17 protein-coding genes are annotated in these 20,192 nt (G+C 71.2%); 12 read left to right on the top strand and 5 right to left on the bottom strand.

The genetic code is table 11. The features are described from left to right. Positions 1-243 precede the first annotated feature (243 nt). The gene (locus ACFYWX_RS28490) at positions 244-1,176 is read right to left on the bottom strand and encodes an HAD family hydrolase (protein WP_389426963.1); all 933 of its coding nucleotides are present in this window, start codon (positions 1,174-1,176) and stop codon (positions 244-246) included. A gap of 103 nt (positions 1,177-1,279) precedes the next feature. Here ACFYWX_RS28490 and ACFYWX_RS28485 point away from each other — a divergent pair, with 103 nt between their 5' ends. The 5 genes from ACFYWX_RS28485 to ACFYWX_RS28465 all read left to right on the top strand — a co-directional run bounded on the left by ACFYWX_RS28485 (position 1,280) and on the right by ACFYWX_RS28465 (position 6,993). Continuing rightward, positions 1,280-1,549, top strand: coding sequence for a glutaredoxin family protein (locus tag ACFYWX_RS28485; RefSeq protein ID WP_389426962.1), 270 nt, complete (start codon positions 1,280-1,282; stop codon positions 1,547-1,549). Positions 1,550-1,830: 281 nt separating this feature from the next. Continuing rightward, on the top strand, positions 1,831-2,595 hold the full coding sequence (locus ACFYWX_RS28480) for a redox-sensing transcriptional repressor Rex (protein ID WP_389426961.1): 765 nt from the start codon (positions 1,831-1,833) through the stop codon (positions 2,593-2,595). Continuing rightward, a complete protein-coding gene (locus ACFYWX_RS28475) occupies positions 2,592-4,304 on the top strand; it encodes a glutamyl-tRNA reductase (RefSeq protein WP_389426960.1) in 1,713 nt (570 codons plus the stop codon). Before ACFYWX_RS28480 ends, ACFYWX_RS28475 begins: the two co-directional genes overlap by 4 nt. Further along, on the top strand, positions 4,301-5,293 hold the full coding sequence (gene hemC, locus ACFYWX_RS28470) for a hydroxymethylbilane synthase (protein WP_389426959.1): 993 nt from the start codon (positions 4,301-4,303) through the stop codon (positions 5,291-5,293). Before ACFYWX_RS28475 ends, hemC begins: the two co-directional genes overlap by 4 nt. Next, entirely contained in the window at positions 5,290-6,993 is a 1,704-nt protein-coding gene (locus ACFYWX_RS28465) for a uroporphyrinogen-III synthase (protein ID WP_389426958.1), read from the top strand. Before hemC ends, ACFYWX_RS28465 begins: the two co-directional genes overlap by 4 nt. Positions 6,994-7,048: 55 nt before the next feature. On the opposite strand, the gene ACFYWX_RS28460 is transcribed toward ACFYWX_RS28465, so the two are convergent. Next, positions 7,049-8,437: an FAD-binding oxidoreductase gene (locus ACFYWX_RS28460; protein ID WP_389426957.1), complete on the bottom strand. Its 1,389-nt coding sequence runs from the start codon at positions 8,435-8,437 to the stop codon at positions 7,049-7,051. A gap of 215 nt (positions 8,438-8,652) precedes the next feature. Between ACFYWX_RS28460 and hemB the strand changes: the two genes are divergently transcribed. Further along, entirely contained in the window at positions 8,653-9,651 is a 999-nt protein-coding gene (gene hemB, locus ACFYWX_RS28455) for a porphobilinogen synthase (protein WP_389426956.1), read from the top strand. A gap of 18 nt (positions 9,652-9,669) precedes the next feature. On the opposite strand, the gene ACFYWX_RS28450 is transcribed toward hemB, so the two are convergent. Continuing rightward, on the bottom strand, positions 9,670-9,885 hold the full coding sequence (locus ACFYWX_RS28450) for a hypothetical protein (protein ID WP_389426955.1): 216 nt from the start codon (positions 9,883-9,885) through the stop codon (positions 9,670-9,672). Positions 9,886-10,188: 303 nt separating this feature from the next. On the opposite strand from ACFYWX_RS28450, the gene ACFYWX_RS28445 reads away from it, so the two are divergent. After that, entirely contained in the window at positions 10,189-11,091 is a 903-nt protein-coding gene (locus ACFYWX_RS28445; RefSeq protein WP_389426954.1) for an SAM-dependent methyltransferase, read from the top strand. A gap of 118 nt (positions 11,092-11,209) precedes the next feature. After that, complete coding sequence (locus tag ACFYWX_RS28440) at positions 11,210-12,412, top strand: PLP-dependent aminotransferase family protein (protein WP_389426953.1); 1,203 nt, start codon at positions 11,210-11,212, stop codon at positions 12,410-12,412. 19 nt (positions 12,413-12,431) lie between these two features. Here ACFYWX_RS28440 and ACFYWX_RS28435 read toward each other — a convergent pair whose 3' ends face one another. Beyond that, the gene (locus ACFYWX_RS28435) at positions 12,432-13,217 is read right to left on the bottom strand and encodes a DUF4253 domain-containing protein (RefSeq protein ID WP_389426952.1); all 786 of its coding nucleotides are present in this window, start codon (positions 13,215-13,217) and stop codon (positions 12,432-12,434) included. A gap of 615 nt (positions 13,218-13,832) precedes the next feature. On the opposite strand from ACFYWX_RS28435, the gene ACFYWX_RS28430 reads away from it, so the two are divergent. Genes ACFYWX_RS28430 through ACFYWX_RS28420 form a run of 3 tightly spaced genes read left to right on the top strand, consistent with a single transcriptional unit; the run spans position 13,833 to position 16,514 of the window. Next, positions 13,833-14,126 (top strand): hypothetical protein, encoded by a 294-nt coding sequence (locus tag ACFYWX_RS28430; RefSeq protein WP_389426951.1) that lies wholly within the window; start codon positions 13,833-13,835, stop codon positions 14,124-14,126. Between the two features lie 46 nt (positions 14,127-14,172). Then, positions 14,173-15,798 carry a hypothetical protein gene (locus tag ACFYWX_RS28425; RefSeq protein WP_389426950.1) on the top strand — a complete coding sequence of 542 codons (1,626 nt, stop codon included), beginning with the start codon at positions 14,173-14,175 and terminating at the stop codon, positions 15,796-15,798. Then, positions 15,780-16,514: a hypothetical protein gene (locus tag ACFYWX_RS28420; RefSeq protein ID WP_389426949.1), complete on the top strand. Its 735-nt coding sequence runs from the start codon at positions 15,780-15,782 to the stop codon at positions 16,512-16,514. The genes ACFYWX_RS28425 and ACFYWX_RS28420 overlap by 19 nt, the downstream gene beginning before the upstream one ends. A 17-nt stretch (positions 16,515-16,531) precedes the next feature. Here ACFYWX_RS28420 and argS read toward each other — a convergent pair whose 3' ends face one another. Next, positions 16,532-18,295: an arginine--tRNA ligase gene (argS, locus tag ACFYWX_RS28415; RefSeq protein ID WP_389426948.1), complete on the bottom strand. Its 1,764-nt coding sequence runs from the start codon at positions 18,293-18,295 to the stop codon at positions 16,532-16,534. Between the two features lie 132 nt (positions 18,296-18,427). Here argS and lysS point away from each other — a divergent pair, with 132 nt between their 5' ends. Next, positions 18,428-20,170, top strand: a complete 1,743-nt coding sequence (gene lysS / locus ACFYWX_RS28410) for a lysine--tRNA ligase (protein ID WP_389426947.1) — start codon at positions 18,428-18,430, stop codon at positions 20,168-20,170. Positions 20,171-20,192 lie beyond the last annotated feature (22 nt).

The following is a 20,192-nucleotide window of genomic DNA, read 5'->3' as shown; positions in this document are numbered from 1 at the left end:
GCGACGGAGAGGTACCGGTTTGCGTCTGAGGAGAATAACGCTTCGTGCAGGCCCTGCTACACCCAGTTGCTCAAATCATCGATTACGTCGCTTCTGTAACCGATTGCCGCCCGATCGAGCACCGGAGAGTGATCGGTTGTTGATCGGAAAGGATCGGAATCCGGGTGGGTCCGGGGCGTGTTGTGGCGGTGTCCGGACAAGAGGGCTGGACAGCGCGGTGCGGGGGTACACCCGTTGGAATTGTTACCGGCGTCGGCGGTGCAGCGCGATCGCCGCGGCCGTGCCGCCGGCCACCGCGCCGACGCCCGCCGCCGCCGGGATGCCGACCTTCGCGGCCTTGCGGCCGGTGCGGTAGTCCCTTAGGCGCCAGTCCAGTTCGCGGGCGTGCCTGCGCAGCTTGGTGTCCGGGTTGATCGCGTAGGGGTGGCCCACCAGCGACAGCATCGGGATGTCGTTGTGGGAGTCGCTGTAGGCCGCGCAGCGGGAGAGGTCCAGGCCCTCCGCCGCCGCCAGGGCGCGCACCGCCTCCGCCTTCGCCGGGCCGTGCAGCGGCTCGCCGACCAGCTTGCCCGTGTAGACGCCGTCCACCGACTCGGCGACCGTGCCCAGCGCGCCGGTCAGGCCCAGGCGGCGGGCGATCACCTGGGCGATCTCCACGGGTGCCGCTGTGACCAGCCACACCTTCTGGCCCGCGTCCAGGTGTGCCTGGGCCAGCGCGCGGGTGCCGGGCCAGATGCGCTCGGCCATGTACTCGTCGTAGATCTCCTCGCCGATCGACTGCAGCTCGGAGACGCGGTGGCCCTTCACGATCGACAGCGCCGAGTCGCGGGCGTCCTGCATGTGCTCGGGGTCCTCGATCCCGGCCAGCCGGAACCAGGCCTGCTGCCAGGCGAACTTCACGAGGTCGCGGGTCTCGAAGAACTTCCGCTTGTACAGGCCCCGGCCGAAGTGGAACAGGGCGGCGCCCTGCATCACGGTGTTGTCCAGGTCGAAGAAGGCGGCGGCCCGGTCGTCGCCGAGGACCGGGAACTCCGGCTCCTGGTCGGCGCGGTCCGGGCCGACGTCCTGGGCGTCCTGCGAGGACTTGCGGGCGGCCTCCGCCGAGGCTTCGCCAGCCAACACGCTCCGCGCCGTGGCGGAGCGCCTACGGGGAGTGAGCCATCCGAGAGCGGCCATGAGCGTGAGCATAGCCAGTTTGTTCGGTGGTTCCGGAGTCGAGAGGTTCGAAGCCTGTGAACTCTCCGCGACTTGGCCGTTAAGGAAGCGCGAGAATGGCGGCATGAGTCCCCTCTTTCGTCGTAGCGCCCCCAGGGAGCGCCTCGTCACCCTCATTCGGAAGCCCGGTTGTCATCTGTGTGATGACGCACAGACCGTGGTCGAGAAGGTGTGCGGTGATCTCGGGGTCGCCTGGGAGCGGAAGGACATCACTCAGGACGCCCAACTCCACGACCAGTACTGGGAGCAGATCCCCGTCGTACTGGTCGACGGCAAGCAGCACACCTTCTGGCGCGTGAACGAGGAACGCCTCAGGAAGGCACTGACCGACTAGTCCAACTGGTCCCCAAGGTCGCTTAGGATCGATGGCGGCTTGGTCTCGGGGGGCGGGATTCGTGAGGAGAGTGTGCGGTTTTGCCCCCAGGAGAAGAGGAACGATGGCGTCTGTGCGCCGGTTCCATACAAGTGCGCCGGGGGCGCGTGACCCCGGTCACTTTGGCCGGGCAAATCGGACACCATCTTTGTGCACGCGTTCACAAAGACATAGCCTGCATTCGACGGGGCGGTCCTGGCACATCTGACCGCCTACAGCCCCGCTCTACCCGCAGGAGCACCGTGGCAACTGGCCGAACTCACCGACCGGCGACCCGTAGCCGAGGGATTCCCGAGGCCACCGTCGCCAGGCTTCCGCTGTACCTCCGCGCCCTGACCGCACTGTCGGAGCGCTCGGTACCCACGGTCTCCTCCGAGGAGCTCGCGGCCGCCGCGGGGGTCAACTCCGCGAAGCTGCGCAAGGACTTCTCCTACCTGGGCTCCTACGGCACGCGCGGTGTCGGCTACGACGTCGAGTACCTCGTCTACCAGATCTCCCGCGAGCTGGGCCTCACCCAGGACTGGCCGGTCGTCATCGTCGGTATAGGCAACCTCGGCGCCGCCCTCGCCAACTACGGCGGGTTCGCCTCCCGCGGCTTCAGGGTCGCAGCCCTCATCGACGCCGACCCCGCGATGGCCGGCAAGCCCGTCGCCGGGATCCCCGTGCAGCACACCGACGACCTGGAGAAGATCATCCAGGACAACGGCGTCTCGATCGGCGTGATCGCGACCCCCGCCGGTGCCGCCCAGCAGGTCTGCGACCGGCTCGTGGCCGCCGGGGTCACCTCCATCCTGAACTTCGCGCCGACCGTGCTGACCGTCCCGGACGGCGTCGACGTGCGCAAGGTCGACCTCTCCATCGAGCTGCAGATCCTCGCCTTCCACGAGCAGCGCAAGGCCGGCGAGGAGGCCGCGTCGACCGACGGTGCCGGCCCCGTGGCCGCCGTACGCAAGGAGTCCGCCGACAAGGGACCCGACGGGGACGTCCCCGCCGTGATGCCGGCATGAGTCTCCTCGTCGTGGGACTGAGCCACCGCAGCGCACCCGTCAGCGTCCTGGAACGGGCCTCCCTGTCCACGGACGCCCAGCTCAAGTTGCTCCAGGACACGGTCGCCGCCGAACCGGCCACCGAGGCCGCGCTGCTGGCCACCTGCAACCGCATCGAGCTCTACGCCGACGTGGACAAGTTCCACGCCGGTGTCGCCGAGCTGTCCACGCTGCTCGCCCAGCACAGCGGGGTCGGCCTGGAGGAACTCACTCCCTACCTCTACGTGCACTACGAGGACCGGGCCGTCCACCATCTGTTCTCGGTGGCCTGCGGACTGGACTCCATGGTCGTCGGCGAGGGCCAGATCCTCGGCCAGATAAAGGACTCCCTCGCCCGCGCCCAGGAGCTGCACAGCGCCGGACGCCTGCTGAACGACCTGTTCCAGCAGGCCCTGCGGGTCGGCAAGCGCGCCCACTCCGAGACCGGCATCGACCGGGCCGGCCAGTCCCTGGTCACCTTCGGCCTGGAGCAACTGGCCGCGGGCGCGGACGTGCAGGGCTGGGCCCACGGCAAGAAGGCCCTCGTCATCGGCGCCGGCTCCATGTCCTCCCTGGCCGCCGCGACCCTCGCGCGCGCCGGGGTCGCCGAGATCGTCGTCGCCAACCGCACCCCGGACCGCGCCGAGCGCCTCGCCCAGATACTGACCGAGGGGGACGACACGGACGTGCTGGCCCGCGCGGTACCGATCGAGTCGGTGCCGGTCGAGCTGACACGTGCCGACATCGCCGTCTCCTGTACCGGCGCGACGGGACTCGTCCTGACGGCCGGCGCGGTCGCGGAGGCGGTCGAGGGCCGCACCGGCGAGCCCGTCGCCGAGATCGGCGACGACCGTCGTACGACCTCCCCCCGCACGGACGTACGGGACACCCCGCTGCCGCCCGCCACCGTCGGCGCCGACGAGAACTGCCCGCTCGACCTCGCCGCCGTGCAGCCCGGCTTCTCCGTGATGGGCGAGGCCGCCGTGGCCGGCATGGACGCGGCGACCCTGGAGCAGCACGCCGCGTGGGTCGCCGGTGCCGGCGTCGACCGCCGGGAGGCCGCCCGCCGCAGCCCCGAGGCCGACGCCGAGCTGATCACCGCGCTCGCCGCGACCGCGGCCACCGTCGGCCGCATCCCCGAGCGCCGCAGGCCCGAGGCGGTCGTCCAGGCCCCGCGCCCCGAGCCGGTCCTCTTCCTCCTCGACCTCGCCATGCCCCGCGACATCGACGCGGCCGCGCACCGGCTGGCCGGAGTGCGCCTGGTCGACATCGAGTCCCTCGCCGAGGCCTCCGCGGACGCTCCGATGGCTGCCGACGTGGACCAGGTCCGGCGTATCGTCTCCGACGAGGTCGCGGCCTTCGGGGCGGCGCAGCGGGCGGCGCACATCACGCCCACCGTGGTCGCCCTGCGCACCATGGCGGCCGACGTCGTCGCAGGCGAGATCGCCCGACTGGAGGGGCGGCTGCCCGGCCTCGACGACAAGCACCGCGCGGAGATCACACAGACCGTGCGGCGCGTCGTCGACAAGCTGCTGCACGCGCCGACCGTACGGGTCAAGCAACTTGCTGCCGAACCTGGCGGCGCCGGGTACGCGGACGCGCTGCGCACCCTGTTCGACCTCGATCAGGAGACGGTCGCCGCCGTGTCCCGGGCCGAGGACAGCACCGAGAAGAACCGAGGGTCAGCATGAGTACCCCACGTGCGCCCCGTGGGCGACCAGACGAAATAGGCGTGCTGAGGCTCGGGACCAGGCGGAGCAAGCTCGCCATGGCCCAGTCCGGGCAGGTGGCGGACGCCGTGAGCCGGGTGACCGGACGGCCCGTCGAACTCGTCGAGATCACCACCTACGGCGACACCTCCCGCGAGCACCTCGCACAGATCGGCGGCACCGGCGTCTTCGTGACCGCACTGCGCGACGCGCTGCTGCGCGGCGAGATCGACTTCGCGGTGCACTCGCTGAAGGACCTGCCGACCACGCAGCCCGAGGAACTGGTCCTGGCGGCCGTCCCCGTGCGCGAGGACCCGCGCGACGTCATCGTCGCCCGGGACGCCCTCAAGTTCACGGACCTCCCCCGCGGGGCCCGCATCGGCACCGGTGCGCCGCGTCGCATGGCGCAGCTGAACGCGTACGCGCGCAGCCACGGACTGGACATCGAGACGGTTCCGATCCGGGGGAACGTCGACACCCGGATCGGTTTCGTGCGGGACGGTGAGCTCGACGCGGTCGTGCTCGCCGCCGCCGGACTGAACCGGATCGGCCGCAGTGATGAAGTGACCGACTTCCTGTCGGTCGACACCGTTTTGCCCGCCCCCGGCCAGGGGGCCCTCGCGATCGAATGCGCCGCCGACAACGCGGACCTGATCGCCGCGCTCGCCGAGCTCGACGACCCGTTCACACGGGCCGCCGTGACCGCCGAGCGGTCACTGCTCGCCGCCCTGGAGGCCGGTTGCAGCGCCCCTGTGGGCGCGCTGGCCGACCTGCTGGCCGACGGGCAGTTTGTCAAGGAAATGCGCCTGCGCGGCGTCGTCGGCACGACCGACGGCACCCGCATGGTGCAGCTGTCCACCACCGGTCCCGTGCCCGAGACGCACGACCAAGCGCTGGCGCTCGGTCGCGAACTCGCCACCGAGATGCTTACCGCGGGCGCGGCCGGTCTGATGGGGGAGCGAGCACATTGAGCCCCACCACCCTTCCCGCCGGTCCGGAACACGGGCACGTCACCTTCCTCGGTGCCGGACCCGGGGATCCGGGACTACTGACTCTGCGTGCCGTGGAGGCACTGGCCAACGCGGACGTCCTCGTCGCCGAGCACGAGGTGCTCGACGTCGTACGCGTCCATGCCAGGCCGGGCGTCTCCGTGGTCGACACGGAGGCGGATCCGTCCTCGGACCCGGTCCCGGGCACAGGCGCGCCTCAGCTGACGGTTGTTGACGGCTCGTCAACGACCGTTCCGATCCCCGTGGTGCGGGATGCCGCACATCTTGTCATGGAGGCCGCGCGGGGCGGCAGGCGGGTCGTCCGTGCGGTGTCCGGGGACCCGGGACTCGACACGTACGCCGCCGAGGAGATGCTCGCCTGCGCTGCCGCGGGCGTGCCCTTCGAGGTCGTACCCGGTGTCGCCGCGGCCGTCGGCGTGCCCGCGTACGCCGGTGTCCCGCTGCGGGACGCGCAGGGCACGGACGTGCGGTTCGTGGACGCCCGTACCGCCTCCGACCGGTGCTGGACCGAGGTCGGCGCGTCGGACGGGACCGTCGTCGTCTCCACGACGCTCGACTCCGTGGCCGCCGCGGCGGGCGAGCTGGTGGCCGCGGGCCGCAAGCCCGACACCCCGATGACGGTGACCGTCGCCGGTACGACCACACGGCAGCGGACCTGGACCGCGACCCTGAGCACCATCGCGCAGACGCTGAAGCAGGCGAAGGTGCTGCCGTCGCCCGAGGGCGGCCGGCCGGTGATAGCCGTGGTCGGCGAGCGTTCCGCCCCCGCCCAGCGCGACCAGCTGGCATGGTTCGAGTCCAAGCCGCTGTTCGGCTGGAAGGTACTCGTGCCGCGCACGAAGGAGCAGTCGGCGTCGCTCTCCGACCAGCTGCGGTCCTACGGTGCCGTGCCGCACGAGGTCCCGACGATCGCCGTCGAGCCGCCGCGCACGCCCCAGCAGATGGAGCGCGCGGTCAAGGGCCTCGTCACGGGCCGCTACGAGTGGATCGCCTTCACCTCGGTGAACGCCGTCAAGGCCGTGCGGGAGAAGTTCGAGGAGTACGGGCTCGACGCGCGCGCCTTCGCGGGGATCAAGGTCGCGGCGGTCGGGGAGCAGACCGCCAAGGCACTGATCGCGTTCGGTGTGAAGCCGGACCTGGTGCCCAGTGGGGAGCAGTCGGCGGCGGGGTTGCTCGAGGACTGGCCTCCCTACGACCCCGTGTTCGACCCGATCGACCGGGTCTTCCTGCCGCGGGCCGACATCGCCACGGAGACGCTGGTGGCGGGTCTCATCGAGCTGGGCTGGGAGGTCGACGACGTCACGGCCTACCGGACCGTGCGGGCGTCGCCGCCGCCGGCCGAGACCCGGGAGGCGATCAAGGGGGGTGGGTTCGACGCGGTGCTGTTCACCTCGTCGAGCACGGTGCGCAACCTGGTGGGTATCGCCGGCAAGCCGCACAACGTCACCGTGATCGCCTGTATCGGGCCGGCCACCGCGAAGACCGCCGAGGAGCACGGGCTCCGGGTGGACGTGATGGCTCCGGAACCGTCCGTGCACAAGCTGGCCGAGGCGTTGGCGGACTTCGGGCTGAGGCGTCGGGCCGCGGCGCTCGACGCCGGGGATCCGGTCACCCGGCCGAGTGAGCGCAGGCCGGGGGCTCGGCGCAGGCGCACCACGTAGGCGCCGTCGGCTGACGCGGTCCGCAGCCAGGACAGGTCCTCAACAGGACAGGTCCTCAAGCGGATGTCACCGTGTGGCCGTAGCGCAGCAGATTGCTTGGGTCGTACGTCGTCTTCGTGCGGCCCAGGCGGGCGTAGACCTCGGGGGTCCATGCCCGGGCCCGGTCGCGTTCGTCGCCGGGGGTGCCGTGGATGTTGACCATGGTGAGGCCGGTGCTGTGGGGGGACATCGCCCGGTGGAGGGAGCGTGTGGCCTCCTCGACGGCGACGGCCGCTTCCGGGGAGAAGAGGACGCCGACCGTTTCCAGGAAGTAGCTGGCGTCGCGGGCGCAGATCGCGTCCTCGACGTGGGCGGGGCGGGCGAGTTCGCCGCCCATGTGGCGCAGTTCCACCACGAGCAGGGGGTAGTCCGTCATGGCCGGGCCGGCCTCGGACAGGAACGTGTCCACCGCGTCGGGAGTCAGATCGCGCAGGAGCGTGCACGACTCCCTCGCGGGCAGGGGGTCCTGCGGCTCCAGGTAGATGCGGTCCACGGCCGCGTACTCCATCTCCTTCACCGTGTCTACCGTGACCGGCGCCGCCTCGCGGATCGGGGCCAGCCGTGCCTCACCCTCCGCCACGTCACCGGTCCAGGCCACCGCCACGCGGGCCCAGAAGCCACCGCGCAGGGGCTCCGGAATCGCCGGCAACGGTGGCAGACGCAGGAGTGAGAACGCCGAGCACATTTCGACGGGCAGCGTCGGGGTCCAGTTCGCCCACGTGCGCAGCAGCGCCTCCGCGTGCTTGCCGGCGCAGTAGATGCCACCGCCGAGGATGCGCGGCAGCGGAAGCAGGTCGAACGTCATCTCCGTCACCACGCCCACGTTGCCCTTGCCGCCGCGCAGCGCCCAGAACAGGTCGCGATCGTGGCCCGCGTCGACCTCGTGCAGCGTGCCGTCGGGCGTGACGAGCCGCAGGGAGCGGACCAGGTCCGTCGCGTAGCCGTACGCCCGGCCGAGCACCGGAAGCCCGCCGCCCAGCGTGTAGCCGACCACGCCCGCGTCCGTGGACGTGCCGCAGAGCGCGGCAAGGCCGTGGGGGGCGGCCGCCTTCAGGACATGGCTCCACTTCGCGCCGGCGGCCACCGTCGCGGTGCGCTCGCGCGGATCGATCCGTACGTCCGTCATGCGGGCGGTGGTGATCAGCAGACCACGGTCGATGGGGTAGTTCGCGCCGTGACCGGTGGCCTGGACGGCGACGGGGGTGCCGGTGGCGGTGGCCCAGCGCAGCGCGCCCACGATGTCGTCGGCGCAGGTCGCGCCGACGACGATGTCCGGGGTGTGCGCAGCCGCAAGGTTGAAGCCGGTCACTTCGGCGACGTAGCCGTCATCTCCGGGGCGCAGAACCGGGCCGCGGACGCCGGACAGCGCGAACAGGTCGGACGGGGTGTGATGGGTCGCGGTCATCGCGTGCTCCGTTGGGGGCTACGGAGATACGGCGGCGGGCCGTAAGTTCTTGGGGCCCTGGGAGCTGTGCCCGGGCCCTGGGTTTTCGTCGGGCTGTATGTCCAGCATGGACCTGGGGGGTGTGCGGCGCATGTCGCGGAGCCCCGGCGTGGGGCGGTCCGGTCCCCGACGGGCAGTCGGTAAAGGCGGGGGGCGGGCGGGCGTAGCGTAGGTGCATGACGAAGTACGGATCCTTCCCCGGTACGCGTCCCCGTCGGCTGCGCACCACCCCCGTCATGCGGCGCATGGTCGCCGAGACCCGCCTGCACCCCGCCGACTTCATCCTGCCCGCGTTCGTGCGGGAGGGCGTGAGCGAGCCGGTGCCGATCAACGCCATGCCCGGCGTCGTGCAGCACACCCGCGACAGCCTGAAGAAGGCCGCGCTGGAGGCGGTGGAGGCCGGGATCTCCGGGATCATGCTGTTCGGGGTGCCGGAGGAGTCGAAGAAGGACGCCCTGGGGACGCCCGGGACCGACCCGGACGGCATTCTCCAGGTGGCCCTGCGCGACGTGCGCGCCGAGGTCGGCGACGACCTGCTCGTCATGTCCGACCTGTGCCTGGACGAGACCATCGACCACGGACACTGCGGGGTCCTGGACGCCGAGGGGCGCGTGGACAACGACGCGACCCTTGAGCGGTACGCCGAGATGGCGCAGGTCCAGGCGGACGCCGGCGCGCACGTCGTCGGGCCCAGCGGAATGATGGACGGGCAGATCGGTGTGGTCCGGGACGCCCTCGACCAGATCGGCCGCGAGGACGTCGCGATCCTCGCCTACACCGCCAAGTACGCCTCCGCCTTCTACGGGCCCTTCCGGGAGGCCGTCGGCTCGTCCCTGAAGGGCGACCGCAAGACGTACCAGCAGGACCCGGCCAACGTGCGGGAGTCCCTGCGCGAGCTGGCGCTCGACCTGGAGGAGGGTGCCGACATGGTGATGGTCAAGCCGGCCGGTCCCTACCTCGACATCCTCGCGCGCGTCGCCGACTCCGTGGACGTGCCGGTCGCCGCCTACCAGATCTCCGGCGAGTACTCGATGATCGAGGCCGCCGCCGAGAAGGGCTGGATCGACCGGGACCGGGCGATCCTGGAGACGCTGACCGGCATCAAGCGGGCCGGCGCGCAGAACATCCTGACGTACTGGGCCGTGGAGGCGGCCCGGATGCTGGCCGCTCAGTAGGCTCCGGATGCTCTTTGCTCAGTAGGTCCGGGCTTTTTGGCCGGGATCTCGCTCTGTAGGTCCGGGCTTTCCGGCCGGGACCTCGTAGGCGGCGGACGACGTGGGCAGCCCGGCCTTCGACGGTCCCTCGTCGCGCAGGCCCTCGCCGTCCCGGCACCCCGTGAGGGCGAGCGCGGCGAGGGCGGTCAGGGTGGCGGCGAGCAGACGGGTGCTGGCGGCGCGGCGTGCGGGCATGACGGCCTTCCGGACGAGAGCGGTGGGACGATCACAGCTTGGGCCGTTCGGTGGTTCGGAGGCCACGCTCCTGGCGGTATTCGGGACGCCGGGCTCGGTCTCACCCCTTTGAACTGCGGAAACCGGGTCATCCCGGGACGCGGGACGGGACGGCGGAAGCGACTCGGGCAGTGGTTGTTGTGGGCTGCTGTCGGGTTGTTGTGGGTTGTTGTGGGTAGGGCACGATCAAGTGGCCCCGGGAGTTAGGTTGTTGACCGCCGTATCGGTTGTCAGTTGGATGACCGACCTTCCAGGGAGACGCCCATGTCCGGTGATGCCCTCAGCCAGGACCCCGCCGAGCTGAGAAGGAGGATCGACACCACCAAGGCGCACCCGGCCCGCGTCTACGACGTCTTCCTCGGTGGCAAGGACAACTACCCGGTGGACCGTGCCGCGGCCGCCGCGGCGCTCGCCGCCAACCCGCGCGGCTACCTCGACGTACGGCACAACCGCGACTTCATGCGGCGCGCGGTGACCACGCTCGCGAAGGAGGACGGCATCCGCCAGTTCCTCGACATCGGCACCGGCCTGCCCACCGCGGAGAACGTCCACCAGATCGCCCAGCGGATCCTCCCCGACTCCCGGGTCGTCTACGTCGACAACGACCCGGTGGTGCTCGCGCACGCGCGCGCCCTGCTCACGTCGGGCCCCGAGGGCCGCACCGACTACATCGACGCCGACCTGAAGAACCCGGCGCAGATCCTCGAACAGGCCGCCAAGACCCTCGACTTCGACCAGCCGGTCGCCCTGTGCCTGGTGGCGATCCTGCACTTCGTCGAGGACGAGGAGGCGTATCCGATCCTGCGCGAGCTCGTGGACGCCCTGCCCTCCGGCAGCCGGCTCGTCCTCAGCCACCTCACCGAGGACCTCAACCCGGAGAACATCAGGGCGGTGCAACGCACGTACACGGAGCGCGGATTCACCTTCGTGCTGCGGTCGAAGGCCGAGGTCGAGCGCTTCTTCACCGAGGCCGGCGTCGAGTTGGCCCAGCCCGGCGTCGTCCCGGCGCACCACTGGCGGCCCGACGACGCGGCGCCCGTGCCGGAACAGCCGGGCGCCGCCTACCTGGAGGGCCTCGACGACATCGAGAAGGTGCGCTACCACGACATCAGCGATGTCACGGACGCGGACATCAATGTGTACGGGGCGAGTGGCCGCAAGGGGTGAGGGCGGGGTCTCATGCCGTCTGTGGCCGGGGTCCGGATCGCGGAAATGTTCTTGTAGGCAGCACGTACTTCTCTAGGCTGCGAGCACGCGAGGTACCCGCCGCCGAAGGAGCCGTGACATGACCGTCGCACCCACGCCACCGACCGCTTCCCTCCCGCCGCTCGCCGCACGGACCCGGGCCATCGGCGGCTCACCCGTACGGGACATCCTCGCGGTCACCGCACGCCCCGAGGTGATCAACTTCGCCGGTGGGCTGCCCGCGCCGGAACTGTTCGACCGGCAGGGCATCGCCGCCGCGTTCCGCGGGGTGCTCGAACGGACACCGGAGCGGGCACTGCAGTACTCCACGACCGAGGGCGAGCCGGGGCTGCGGGAGCGGCTCGCGCAGCGGATCACCGCACGCGGGCTGCCGACCACCGCCGACGACCTCCTCGTCACCACCGGGTCCCAACAGGCGCTCTCCCTCCTCGCGGCCGCCCTCCTCGACCCCGGCGACACCGTCCTCGTCGAAGACCCCTGCTACCTGGCCGCACTCCAGGTCTTCGGCCTCGCGGGCGCGCGCGTGGTCGCGGTGCCCACGGACGCCGACGGGGCCGACCCGGAGGCGCTGGCGGCGGCGGTGGAGCGGGAGCGGCCCAAACTGCTCTACACCGTGCCGACGTTCCAGAACCCCACCGGCCGCACCATGCCGACCGAACGCCGGGCCGCCGTCGCCTCCGTCGCCGCGCGGCACGGCCTGTGGATCGTCGAGGACGACCCCTACGGCGAGCTGCGCTACGACGGCGAACGGGTGCCGTGGATCGGCTCCTACGACGACGCCCGCGACCGCACCGTCCTCCTCGGCTCCTTCTCCAAGGTCATGGCACCCGGCCTGCGCCTCGGCTGGCTGCGCGCGCCGGCGGAACTGCGCAGGGCCTGCGTGGTCGCCAAGCAGGCGGCCGACCTGCACACGCCGACCCTCAACCAGCTGGCCGCGGCACAGTACCTGTCCGCGGGCGACCTCGACGCACACGTGGCCCGCGTGGCCGGCGTGTACCGCGAACGGCGGGACGCGATGCTCGCCGGGCTCGCGGAGGCGCTCCCGGCGGGCTCGACCTGGCAGCGCCCCGAGGGCGGCATGTTCCTCTGGGCCCGGCTCCCGGAGACGTACGACACGACCGCCCTGCTTGCGGAGGTCGTACGGCACGATGTGGCCTACGTGCCCGGCGCTCCCTTCTATGCCGGGGTGCCCGACCGTTCCACGCTGCGGTTGTGCTTCGTGACGCAGACGCCGCAGGAGATCGGGGAGGGGCTGCGGAGGTTGGGGAAGGGGCTGCGGTAGCCGGTGCGGGGCGCGGGGGTCAGTCCCACCAGAAGGTCCAGGTGCGCTCGTCGAGGAGTTGGCGGGCGTACGTGCCCAGGGTGCCGTCGCTGTGATGCAGGACGTTGTCCGGGCAGAACGCGAAGTGTTCCGCGGCCACCGCCTCCGCCTCGGCGAGGGAGGAAGGGGGAGCGGCCACGGAGACGACCAGGCGGTCGAAGCCGAGGGCCACGACCCGTATGCCGAAGCGGTCCTCCCAGGAGCGCAGTACCGCGCACAGGCGGGCGACGTCGTTCTCGTAGTTCAGGGGACCGGTCCAGCCGATGGCCGCGGGGATGTCGGCGGAACGTCGGGCCGGGACGAGGGCGAGATGCGGTTCCTTGAACCAGGAGCGGCCCTGGGCGAGGGAGTCGGCGACCTCGGCGGCGCGTGTGTCCGGATCGGCGGTGAGGGCGGGGCCGGCTATCAGGCCGGGCCACTCGTCGTCCTGCGCCGCGTACTCCTCCCAGAGGTCGGCGAGCACCTCCTCGGCGTCGTGATCCCCCGGGTACGACACCTCGTCCGGCATCAACTCCCAATCCTGCGGGCCGCCCTGGCTGCCACCGACGTCGACAAGGACGGGGAGCAGCCCGGCCCGGCCGGCCGGCACACCCAGCGCCGTCCAGTTGCCGGGAGACACGGACTGCTCGGCATGCCACAGCAACGGCTCGTGCCACGGCCCCTCGTCCGTCGCGTCGATCAGTCGCCCGAGGGGGAGTCGAAGCCCGAGCACACGCCCACTCGGATCGGCCGCCAGCTTGGGCAGGGGGTTGGGAAGAGTCGCCATGGCGGTGACTTTAGGGGTGGGGACTGACAGTGGGGTGGGGTGGGCAGTGGGGGCGCGCGTCGGGTTTCCCGGTTATTGGGGGATCTGGGCCACCCGCGCTGCCGAAGAGCCGGGTGGGAAGGGGGCTGGTGTGGCACACATCTGCCGATTGGTCACGATGGCCCAGCCGCCCCGCTCACCGTTGCCGGCGTTGTCAGTGGGCGTGCCTAGAGTTGCGGGGAGTGATCGAGAACGGGGGACGGCCTTGGTGGCTTGGCGTGTTGAGGTGGACGGGTACTCGGGGGAGCTGGGGGAGGACCTGAGGTGGGTGTGGCGGAATCCGCGCGGGCGGGAGCTGAAGCAGGTGCCCGGTGTGTTGGTCGGGCGGCCGGAGCTTGTGCGGATGCGGCGGTTGCGGGAGGGGGTGGTGGCGCATCGGGAGGAGGCTCGGGTGCTTGCCCGGGCTTGGGCCGAGGGTGGGGTCGGTGTCGCGGCTGAGCTCGGTGAGAGTGATCCCGTGTGGGGGGAGGTGCTGGAGGCGGAAGGTGTTGTGGTTGGGGAGAGGGGGTGGAGGGGAGTGGGCTTGTCGCCCGCGTTTACGTTCACGCTGTGACCGGGTGGCGGATTGTGCGGGTCATGGCGGAGGACGTCGCGCCGTACCGGGACAGGGTGATGGCCTTCTACGAGTGGGAGTGTGTCGGGGGGTTCGGGGTCGGGGTTGTTGATGGTGGTGGTGCTCTTGCTGAGATTCCCTTTCCCGAGCGGGGCTTGGCTGCGTTTGCGGGGCAGGAGCAGGTGGTGCTGGAGGAGGCCGAGCGGCTGCGGGAGACCGGGCTTTACAAGAAGAGCACGGACCAGTTCTTCAAGGAGCTGGAGAAGGCGCGGCCCGAGCTGATGCCGCTGTTCCTCGACGCCACTGCCGAGCGGTAAGGAGTGGCTGGGTGCGCGGTATGCCCGGTTCGCTGAGGCCGGGGCCTTGTCCGGTACAGCTCTGCGTGCGCGGGCCAAGGAGCTGAGCGCGAAGGGGGCGGGCACGCCGGAGCGGGCGGTGGCTTTCCGGGAGGCCGTGGTGCGGCGGGCCGCGGGCAGCGGCCCTCTGGGCGGGGTGTACGCGCAGATGGCGGCGGACGTCCGCAGGGTGGCCAAGGCGGGAGGGCTGGACCCGGAGGAGGAGTTGGCCACCGTGCTGGCGGACGCCGAGCTGGTCGGGCGGCTGAGTCTGTACGACGACGTGTTCTGGGGCGACGTTCTCAAGGGGCGGGCCCTGGAGCTCCTGTGCGGGCGGGAACCGGGTGCGGTGTGCGCGGGCCTGCTCCGGGTCCGGCCGCGTCACTCCGAGGAACTCAACCGGCTGTGGCGGCAGTTGATGGAGCGGAGTGGAACCCTGGCCCGGCTGAGCGGCGAGCTGCCCGGGGTGCCGGAGTCCGGTATCCCCGCTGGGTCCCCGACGCCCAGACCTACGCCGACTACGCGCGGCTGCCCTTCGTCGCCGGGTACGAGGGCGACGCGCAGGCGGGGCACTGGCGCGTCATCCGGACGGCGCCGATGGCCGACAACCGGGGCCTGCATCGCGGCTGGGCCTTCCGGACAGACACCTCGGCGGCCGTCGTGGTGGGCGCGGACCCGCAGGGGCGCACCCTGCTCGAATACGCGCCCACGGGCGACTTCGCCGCGCACCGGGCACTGTCCGCGGGCGGAACCGCACAGGTCGACGCCCGGCTTCTGCGGCCCACGCGCCCGGCCGCCTGGTACGCCCGCTTCGCCGAACTCCGCCGCGAACACGGGCCGGTGCCCGCCCGGCCGGAACTCACCGCGCGTTTCGCCGAGCTCCTGGGCGTCTCACCCGCCGGCAACCGTCCTGCTCGCCGCCCAGGTGGACTGCGCCCCGCACCAACTGCACGAACCGAACCCCAACCTGCCGTCCTACGGCTGGGCGGAAGTGACCTGGAAGCTGCGGCGCGCGGAGCGCGAGGCGGTGGCCGAGGGCCTGACCGCTCTCCTGACCGCCGACGACCTCGCCGGCCTGTACGAACAGCTCCTGCCCGACGATCCCGAGCGGCTGTGGACCGACGGGCCCGACATCGAGCGGGCCGCCGCATGGTGGCGCACCCGCCACGGCACGCCACTGCCCGTGCCGGCGGACCTGCTGCCGCTCGCGGGCAAGGAGTTCACCCGGCCCAAGGGCGAGCACGCGGTCGCCGCGGCGAGCCTAAAAGGCCCCGACGCCCTGTGGTGGCCCACCCTGCGAACCGCCGCCCTCCTCGGCCGCGTGACCTCCGGAACCGCCGCACTGTCCGAAGGCAACAACCCGGCCGACGCCGACACCAGCCCACCCAGCCCACCCAGGGGCGCGGGGAACCGCGCGGCCGGCCCCCACCGACCCGCGGCCGAACTCCCCGCCGACCACACCCCCGCCTCTCCCCCCTCGCCGGCACCCCTCACCTGCTCGGCCTCGTCCGGGCCGCCCTCTGGATGGCCTACCGGACGCCCGCGGGGGATCCGCGACGGACCGCTGTCGGGGCTGCCATCGGGCGGATGCGGGCGGCGGTCGAGGCCGGGGCCGGGCCGCTCACCGTGTTCTCCGTGCAGAGCAACTACCTGATGGGAGCGCCCGCTTCACTCGAATCCCTCGGGCTGGACGCCCACCCGGCCGTGTCCTGGGAGGACGCCCCGGAGTTTCTGGGGCTGCGGCACATACGGGTCGACCCCGCCCTGCTCACCGGGGCCGACGATCCGGTGCTGTGCCGGCTGGAGGAGTACCTCGACTCCGTCCTGCCCTCCCAGTGGCTGCCCGCGCCGTACGGTCTGCCCGGTCTCGTCGATCTGCGGACGCTGCTCTCCGCGGACTTCGCGGCGCTCGGGGAACATCTCGCCGCCGAGGAAGGACGGGACAGCGGGTGGGAGCAGGACCCGAGCCGGAGCGTGCCGCACCTTGTCGAAGAGTGCCGGCGCTCTTACGGGCTCGGAGCCGATGCGGCGGCCCTGTATCTGATGGTGCTCGCCCTGCCCGACCCGACCGACCGGAACGTCAGGCAGTGGACCGCCTGGAAAAACGCCCGGTTCAAGGCGGCGCACACCGAACTCGCCGCGTCCGGGCGGGTCGGACGCGCCGACCGCGCGCGGGCCGGGCGCACCCTGTTCCTGCCCGGCGCCTGGCAGGAGACCAAGGCGCCGCGCCTGCCGGTCGAGCGGGCCAAGTTCCAGCTGCTGCCACACGCGAAAGAGCACCGGTCCACGGCCCATACGGCGGTCGTGCCGATGATGCCGGTACCGGTGCTCTTCGAGCGGGCGTGGGCCGCCCAGACCCAGAAGGCCTGAGCGGTCCCTGCCGGGTGTCAGAGACGCTCAGGCGTCCTGATGCCCAGCAGGGCCATGCCCCGGTGCAGGGTGCGGGCCGTCAGGTCGACGAGGAACAGGCGGTTCTCCACCTGCTCCGGCGTCTGCGCCTTCAGCACCGGGCACTGGTCGTAGAAGGTCGTCAGGAACGTCGCCAGCTGGTACAGGTACGCCGCCAGCTTGTGCGGCTCGTACGCCGACGCCGCCTCGAGGACCGTCTCGCCGAACCGGTCCAGATGCAGACCCAGCGCCCGCTCCGCCGGGGCCAGCGCGAGCTCCGGGTGGGCCGCCGGACGGGCCTCGCCCGCCTTGCGCAGGATGGACTGGATACGGGCGTACGCGTACTGCAGGTACACCGACGTGTCGCCGCTCAGCGAGACCATCTGGTCCAGGTCGAACTTGTAGTCCCGCACGGCGGAGGTCGACAGGTCCGCGTACTTCACGGCACCGATGCCGACGTACCGGCCGTTCTCCTCGATCTCCCGCTCGGACAGGCCCACCTTCTCGGCCTTCTCCCCGACCACGGCCGTGGCACGCTCGACCGCCTCGTCGAGGAGGTCGACCAGCTTGACCGTCTCGCCCGCGCGGGTCTTGAACGGCTTGCCGTCCTTGCCGAGGATGGTGCCGAAGGCGAGCTGGACGGCCGTGACGTCGTCGTTCAGCCAGCCGGCCCGGCGGGCGGTCTCGAAGACCATCCGGAAGTGCAGCGCCTGACGGGCGTCCACGACGTAGAGAAGAGTGTCGGCCTTCAGGTTGAAGACACGGTCGCGGATCGCGGACAGGTCGGTCGCCGCATAGCCGTAGCCGCCGTCCGACTTCTTCACGATCAGCGGGACCGGCTTGCCGTCCGGGCCCTTGACGTCGTCGAAGAACACGCACAGGGCGCCCTCCGAGCGGACCGCGACACCCGACTCCTCCAGCAGCCGGCACGTCTCGTCCAGCATGTCGTTGTAACCCGACTCACCGACGATGTCCGGGTCCCGGACCTCCATGTCCAGCTTCTCGAAGACGGAGAAGAAGTAGATCTTCGACTCGTCGACGAACTTCTGCCACATGGCGAGCGTGTGCGGCTCACCGGCCTGGAGGTCCACCACCCGGCGACGCGCCCGCGTCTTGAACTCCTCATCGGAGTCGAAGAACTTGCGCGCGGCCTTGTAGAGGCGGTCGAGGTTCGACATCGCCTCCTCACCGCTCACCTCGGCGGCCTTGTGGTCCAGCTCGTGCGGGTGCTCGTCCAGATACTGGATGAGCATGCCGAACTGGGTGCCCCAGTCGCCGATGTGATGCCGCCGCACGACGGTCTCGCCCGCGAACTCCATCAGCTGGACCAGCGCGTCGCCGATCACCGCGGAACGCAGGTGGCCGACGTGCATCTCCTTCGCCACGTTCGGCTGGGCGTAGTCGATGACCGTCGTACCGGCCCGCTCCGGGTGGGGCACACCGAGGCGGTCCGTGTCCGCGTACCGCGCGGCGAGGGTCTCCGTGATCGCACTGTCGCCGATCGTGATGTTCAGGAAGCCGGGACCGGAGACCTCGACCTCCTTGATCAGATCACCGGTGACGACATGGGAGACCACCTGGGTCGCCAGCTCCCGCGGGTTCGCCTTCGCCTTCTTGGCCAGCGCGAGGATGCCGTTGGCCTGGAAGTCGGCCCGGTCGCTTCGTCGCAGCAGCGGGTCCGCGGAGGCCTCCGGCAGGGCGGCGGAGATCGCGGAGATGAGCTGCTGCTGGACGGAGTCGCTGAGGGACGTGACCGAGGCCATAGGAGTGGGTGCCGTTCTCCTCGTGGGGATCGATAGACACAGCCAGTATCCCACGGGGGGTAAAGCGGTTTTCGCGGGCACGATGCGGTCTGGGAGAATGGGGCCACCATCAAGCCTTCAGTAAAAGAGGACGTGCCGATCGTGGGTCAGAGCACCGAGACCACCGACTGGGTCTCCCGTTTCGCGGATGAGGTCATCGAGGAGTCGGAGCGTCGGACCCCGGGCAAACCGGTCGTCGTCGTCGCGTCGGGCCTCTCGCCCTCCGGCCCCATCCACCTGGGCAACCTCCGCGAGGTCATGACCCCGCACCTCGTCGCCGACGAGATCCGCCGCCGGGGCCACCAGGTCCGCCACCTCATCTCCTGGGACGACTACGACCGCTACCGCAAGGTGCCCGCCGGCATCGCCGGGGTCGACGACTCCTGGCACGAGCACATCGGCAAGCCCCTGACCTCCGTCCCGGCCCCCAAGGGCTCCGCCCACCCCAACTGGGCCGAGCACTTCAAGGCCGCGATGATCGAGTCGCTCGCCGAGCTGGGCGTCGAGTTCGACGGGATCAGCCAGACCGCGCAGTACACCTCCGGCGTGTACCGCGAGCAGATCCTGCACGCCATGAGGCACCGGGGCGACATCGACGCGATCCTCGACCAGTACCGGACCAAGAAGGCCCCCGCCAAGAAGCAGCAGCAGAAGCCGGTCGACGAGGCCGAGCTGGAAGCCGCCGAGGGCTCAGGCGCGGCGAACGAGGACGACGGCAGTTCCTCCGCCGGGTACTTCCCGTACAAGCCCTACTGCGGCAACTGCGAGAAGGACCTGACCACCGTCATCGCCTACGACGACGACAGCACCGAGCTGACGTACACCTGCACCGCGTGCGGTTTCTCCGAGACCGTCCGGCTGAACGAGTTCAACCGCGGCAAGCTGGTCTGGAAGGTCGACTGGCCCATGCGCTGGGCCTACGAGGGCGTCGTCTTCGAGCCCAGCGGCGTCGACCACTCGTCCCCCGGGTCGAGCTTCCAGGTCGGCGGGCAGATCGTCGGGATCTTCGGCGGGAAGCAGCCGATCGGGCCGATGTACGCGTTCGTCGGCATCTCGGGGATGGCGAAGATGTCGTCCTCGCGCGGCGGTGTGCCGACCGCCGAGGACGCGCTGAAGATCATGGAGCCCCAGCTGCTGCGCTGGCTGTACGCCCGCCGCAGGCCCAACCAGTCCTTCAAGATCGCCTTCGACCAGGAGATCCAGCGGCTCTACGACGAGTGGGACAAGCTGGACGGCAAGGTCGCCGACGGCTCCGCCCTGCCGGCCGACGTCGCCGCGCACTCGCGTGCGGTGCGCACCGCCGCCGATGAGCTGCCGCGCACGCCGCGGCCGCTGCCGTACCGGACGCTCGCCTCCGTCGCCGACATCACCGCCGGGCACCAGGACCAGGCGCTGCGCATCCTGTCCGACCTCGACCCCGACAACCCCCTCGGGTCGCTGGACGAGGCACGGCCGCGCTACGACAAGGCCGAGGCGTGGATCAACACGCACGTCCCCGCCGACCAGCGCACCATCGTGCGCGACGAGCCCGACGCCGAGCTGCTGAAGTCCCTCGACGAGGCGTCCCAGCAGTCGCTGCGGCTGCTGCTCGACGGGCTCGACTCGCACTGGTCGCTCGACGGGCTGACGCACCTTGTGTACGGCGTGCCCAAGGTGCAGGCCGGGTTCGCCGCGGACGCCACGCCCAAGGAGCTGCCGCCGGAGATCAAGACCGCCCAGCGGTCGTTCTTCGCGCTGCTGTACCACCTGCTGGTGGGGCGCGACACCGGGCCGCGGCTGCCTACGCTGCTGCTGGCTGTGGGGCAGGAGAGGGTGCGGGCACTGCTCGGAGCCTGATCAACGGTTGAGAAGGGGCCCT

The organism is Streptomyces sp. NPDC002888 (assembly GCF_042888465.1).
GTDB lineage: Bacteria > Actinomycetota > Actinomycetes > Streptomycetales > Streptomycetaceae > Streptomyces.
This window is presented reverse-complemented; position numbering and strand designations above follow the sequence as displayed.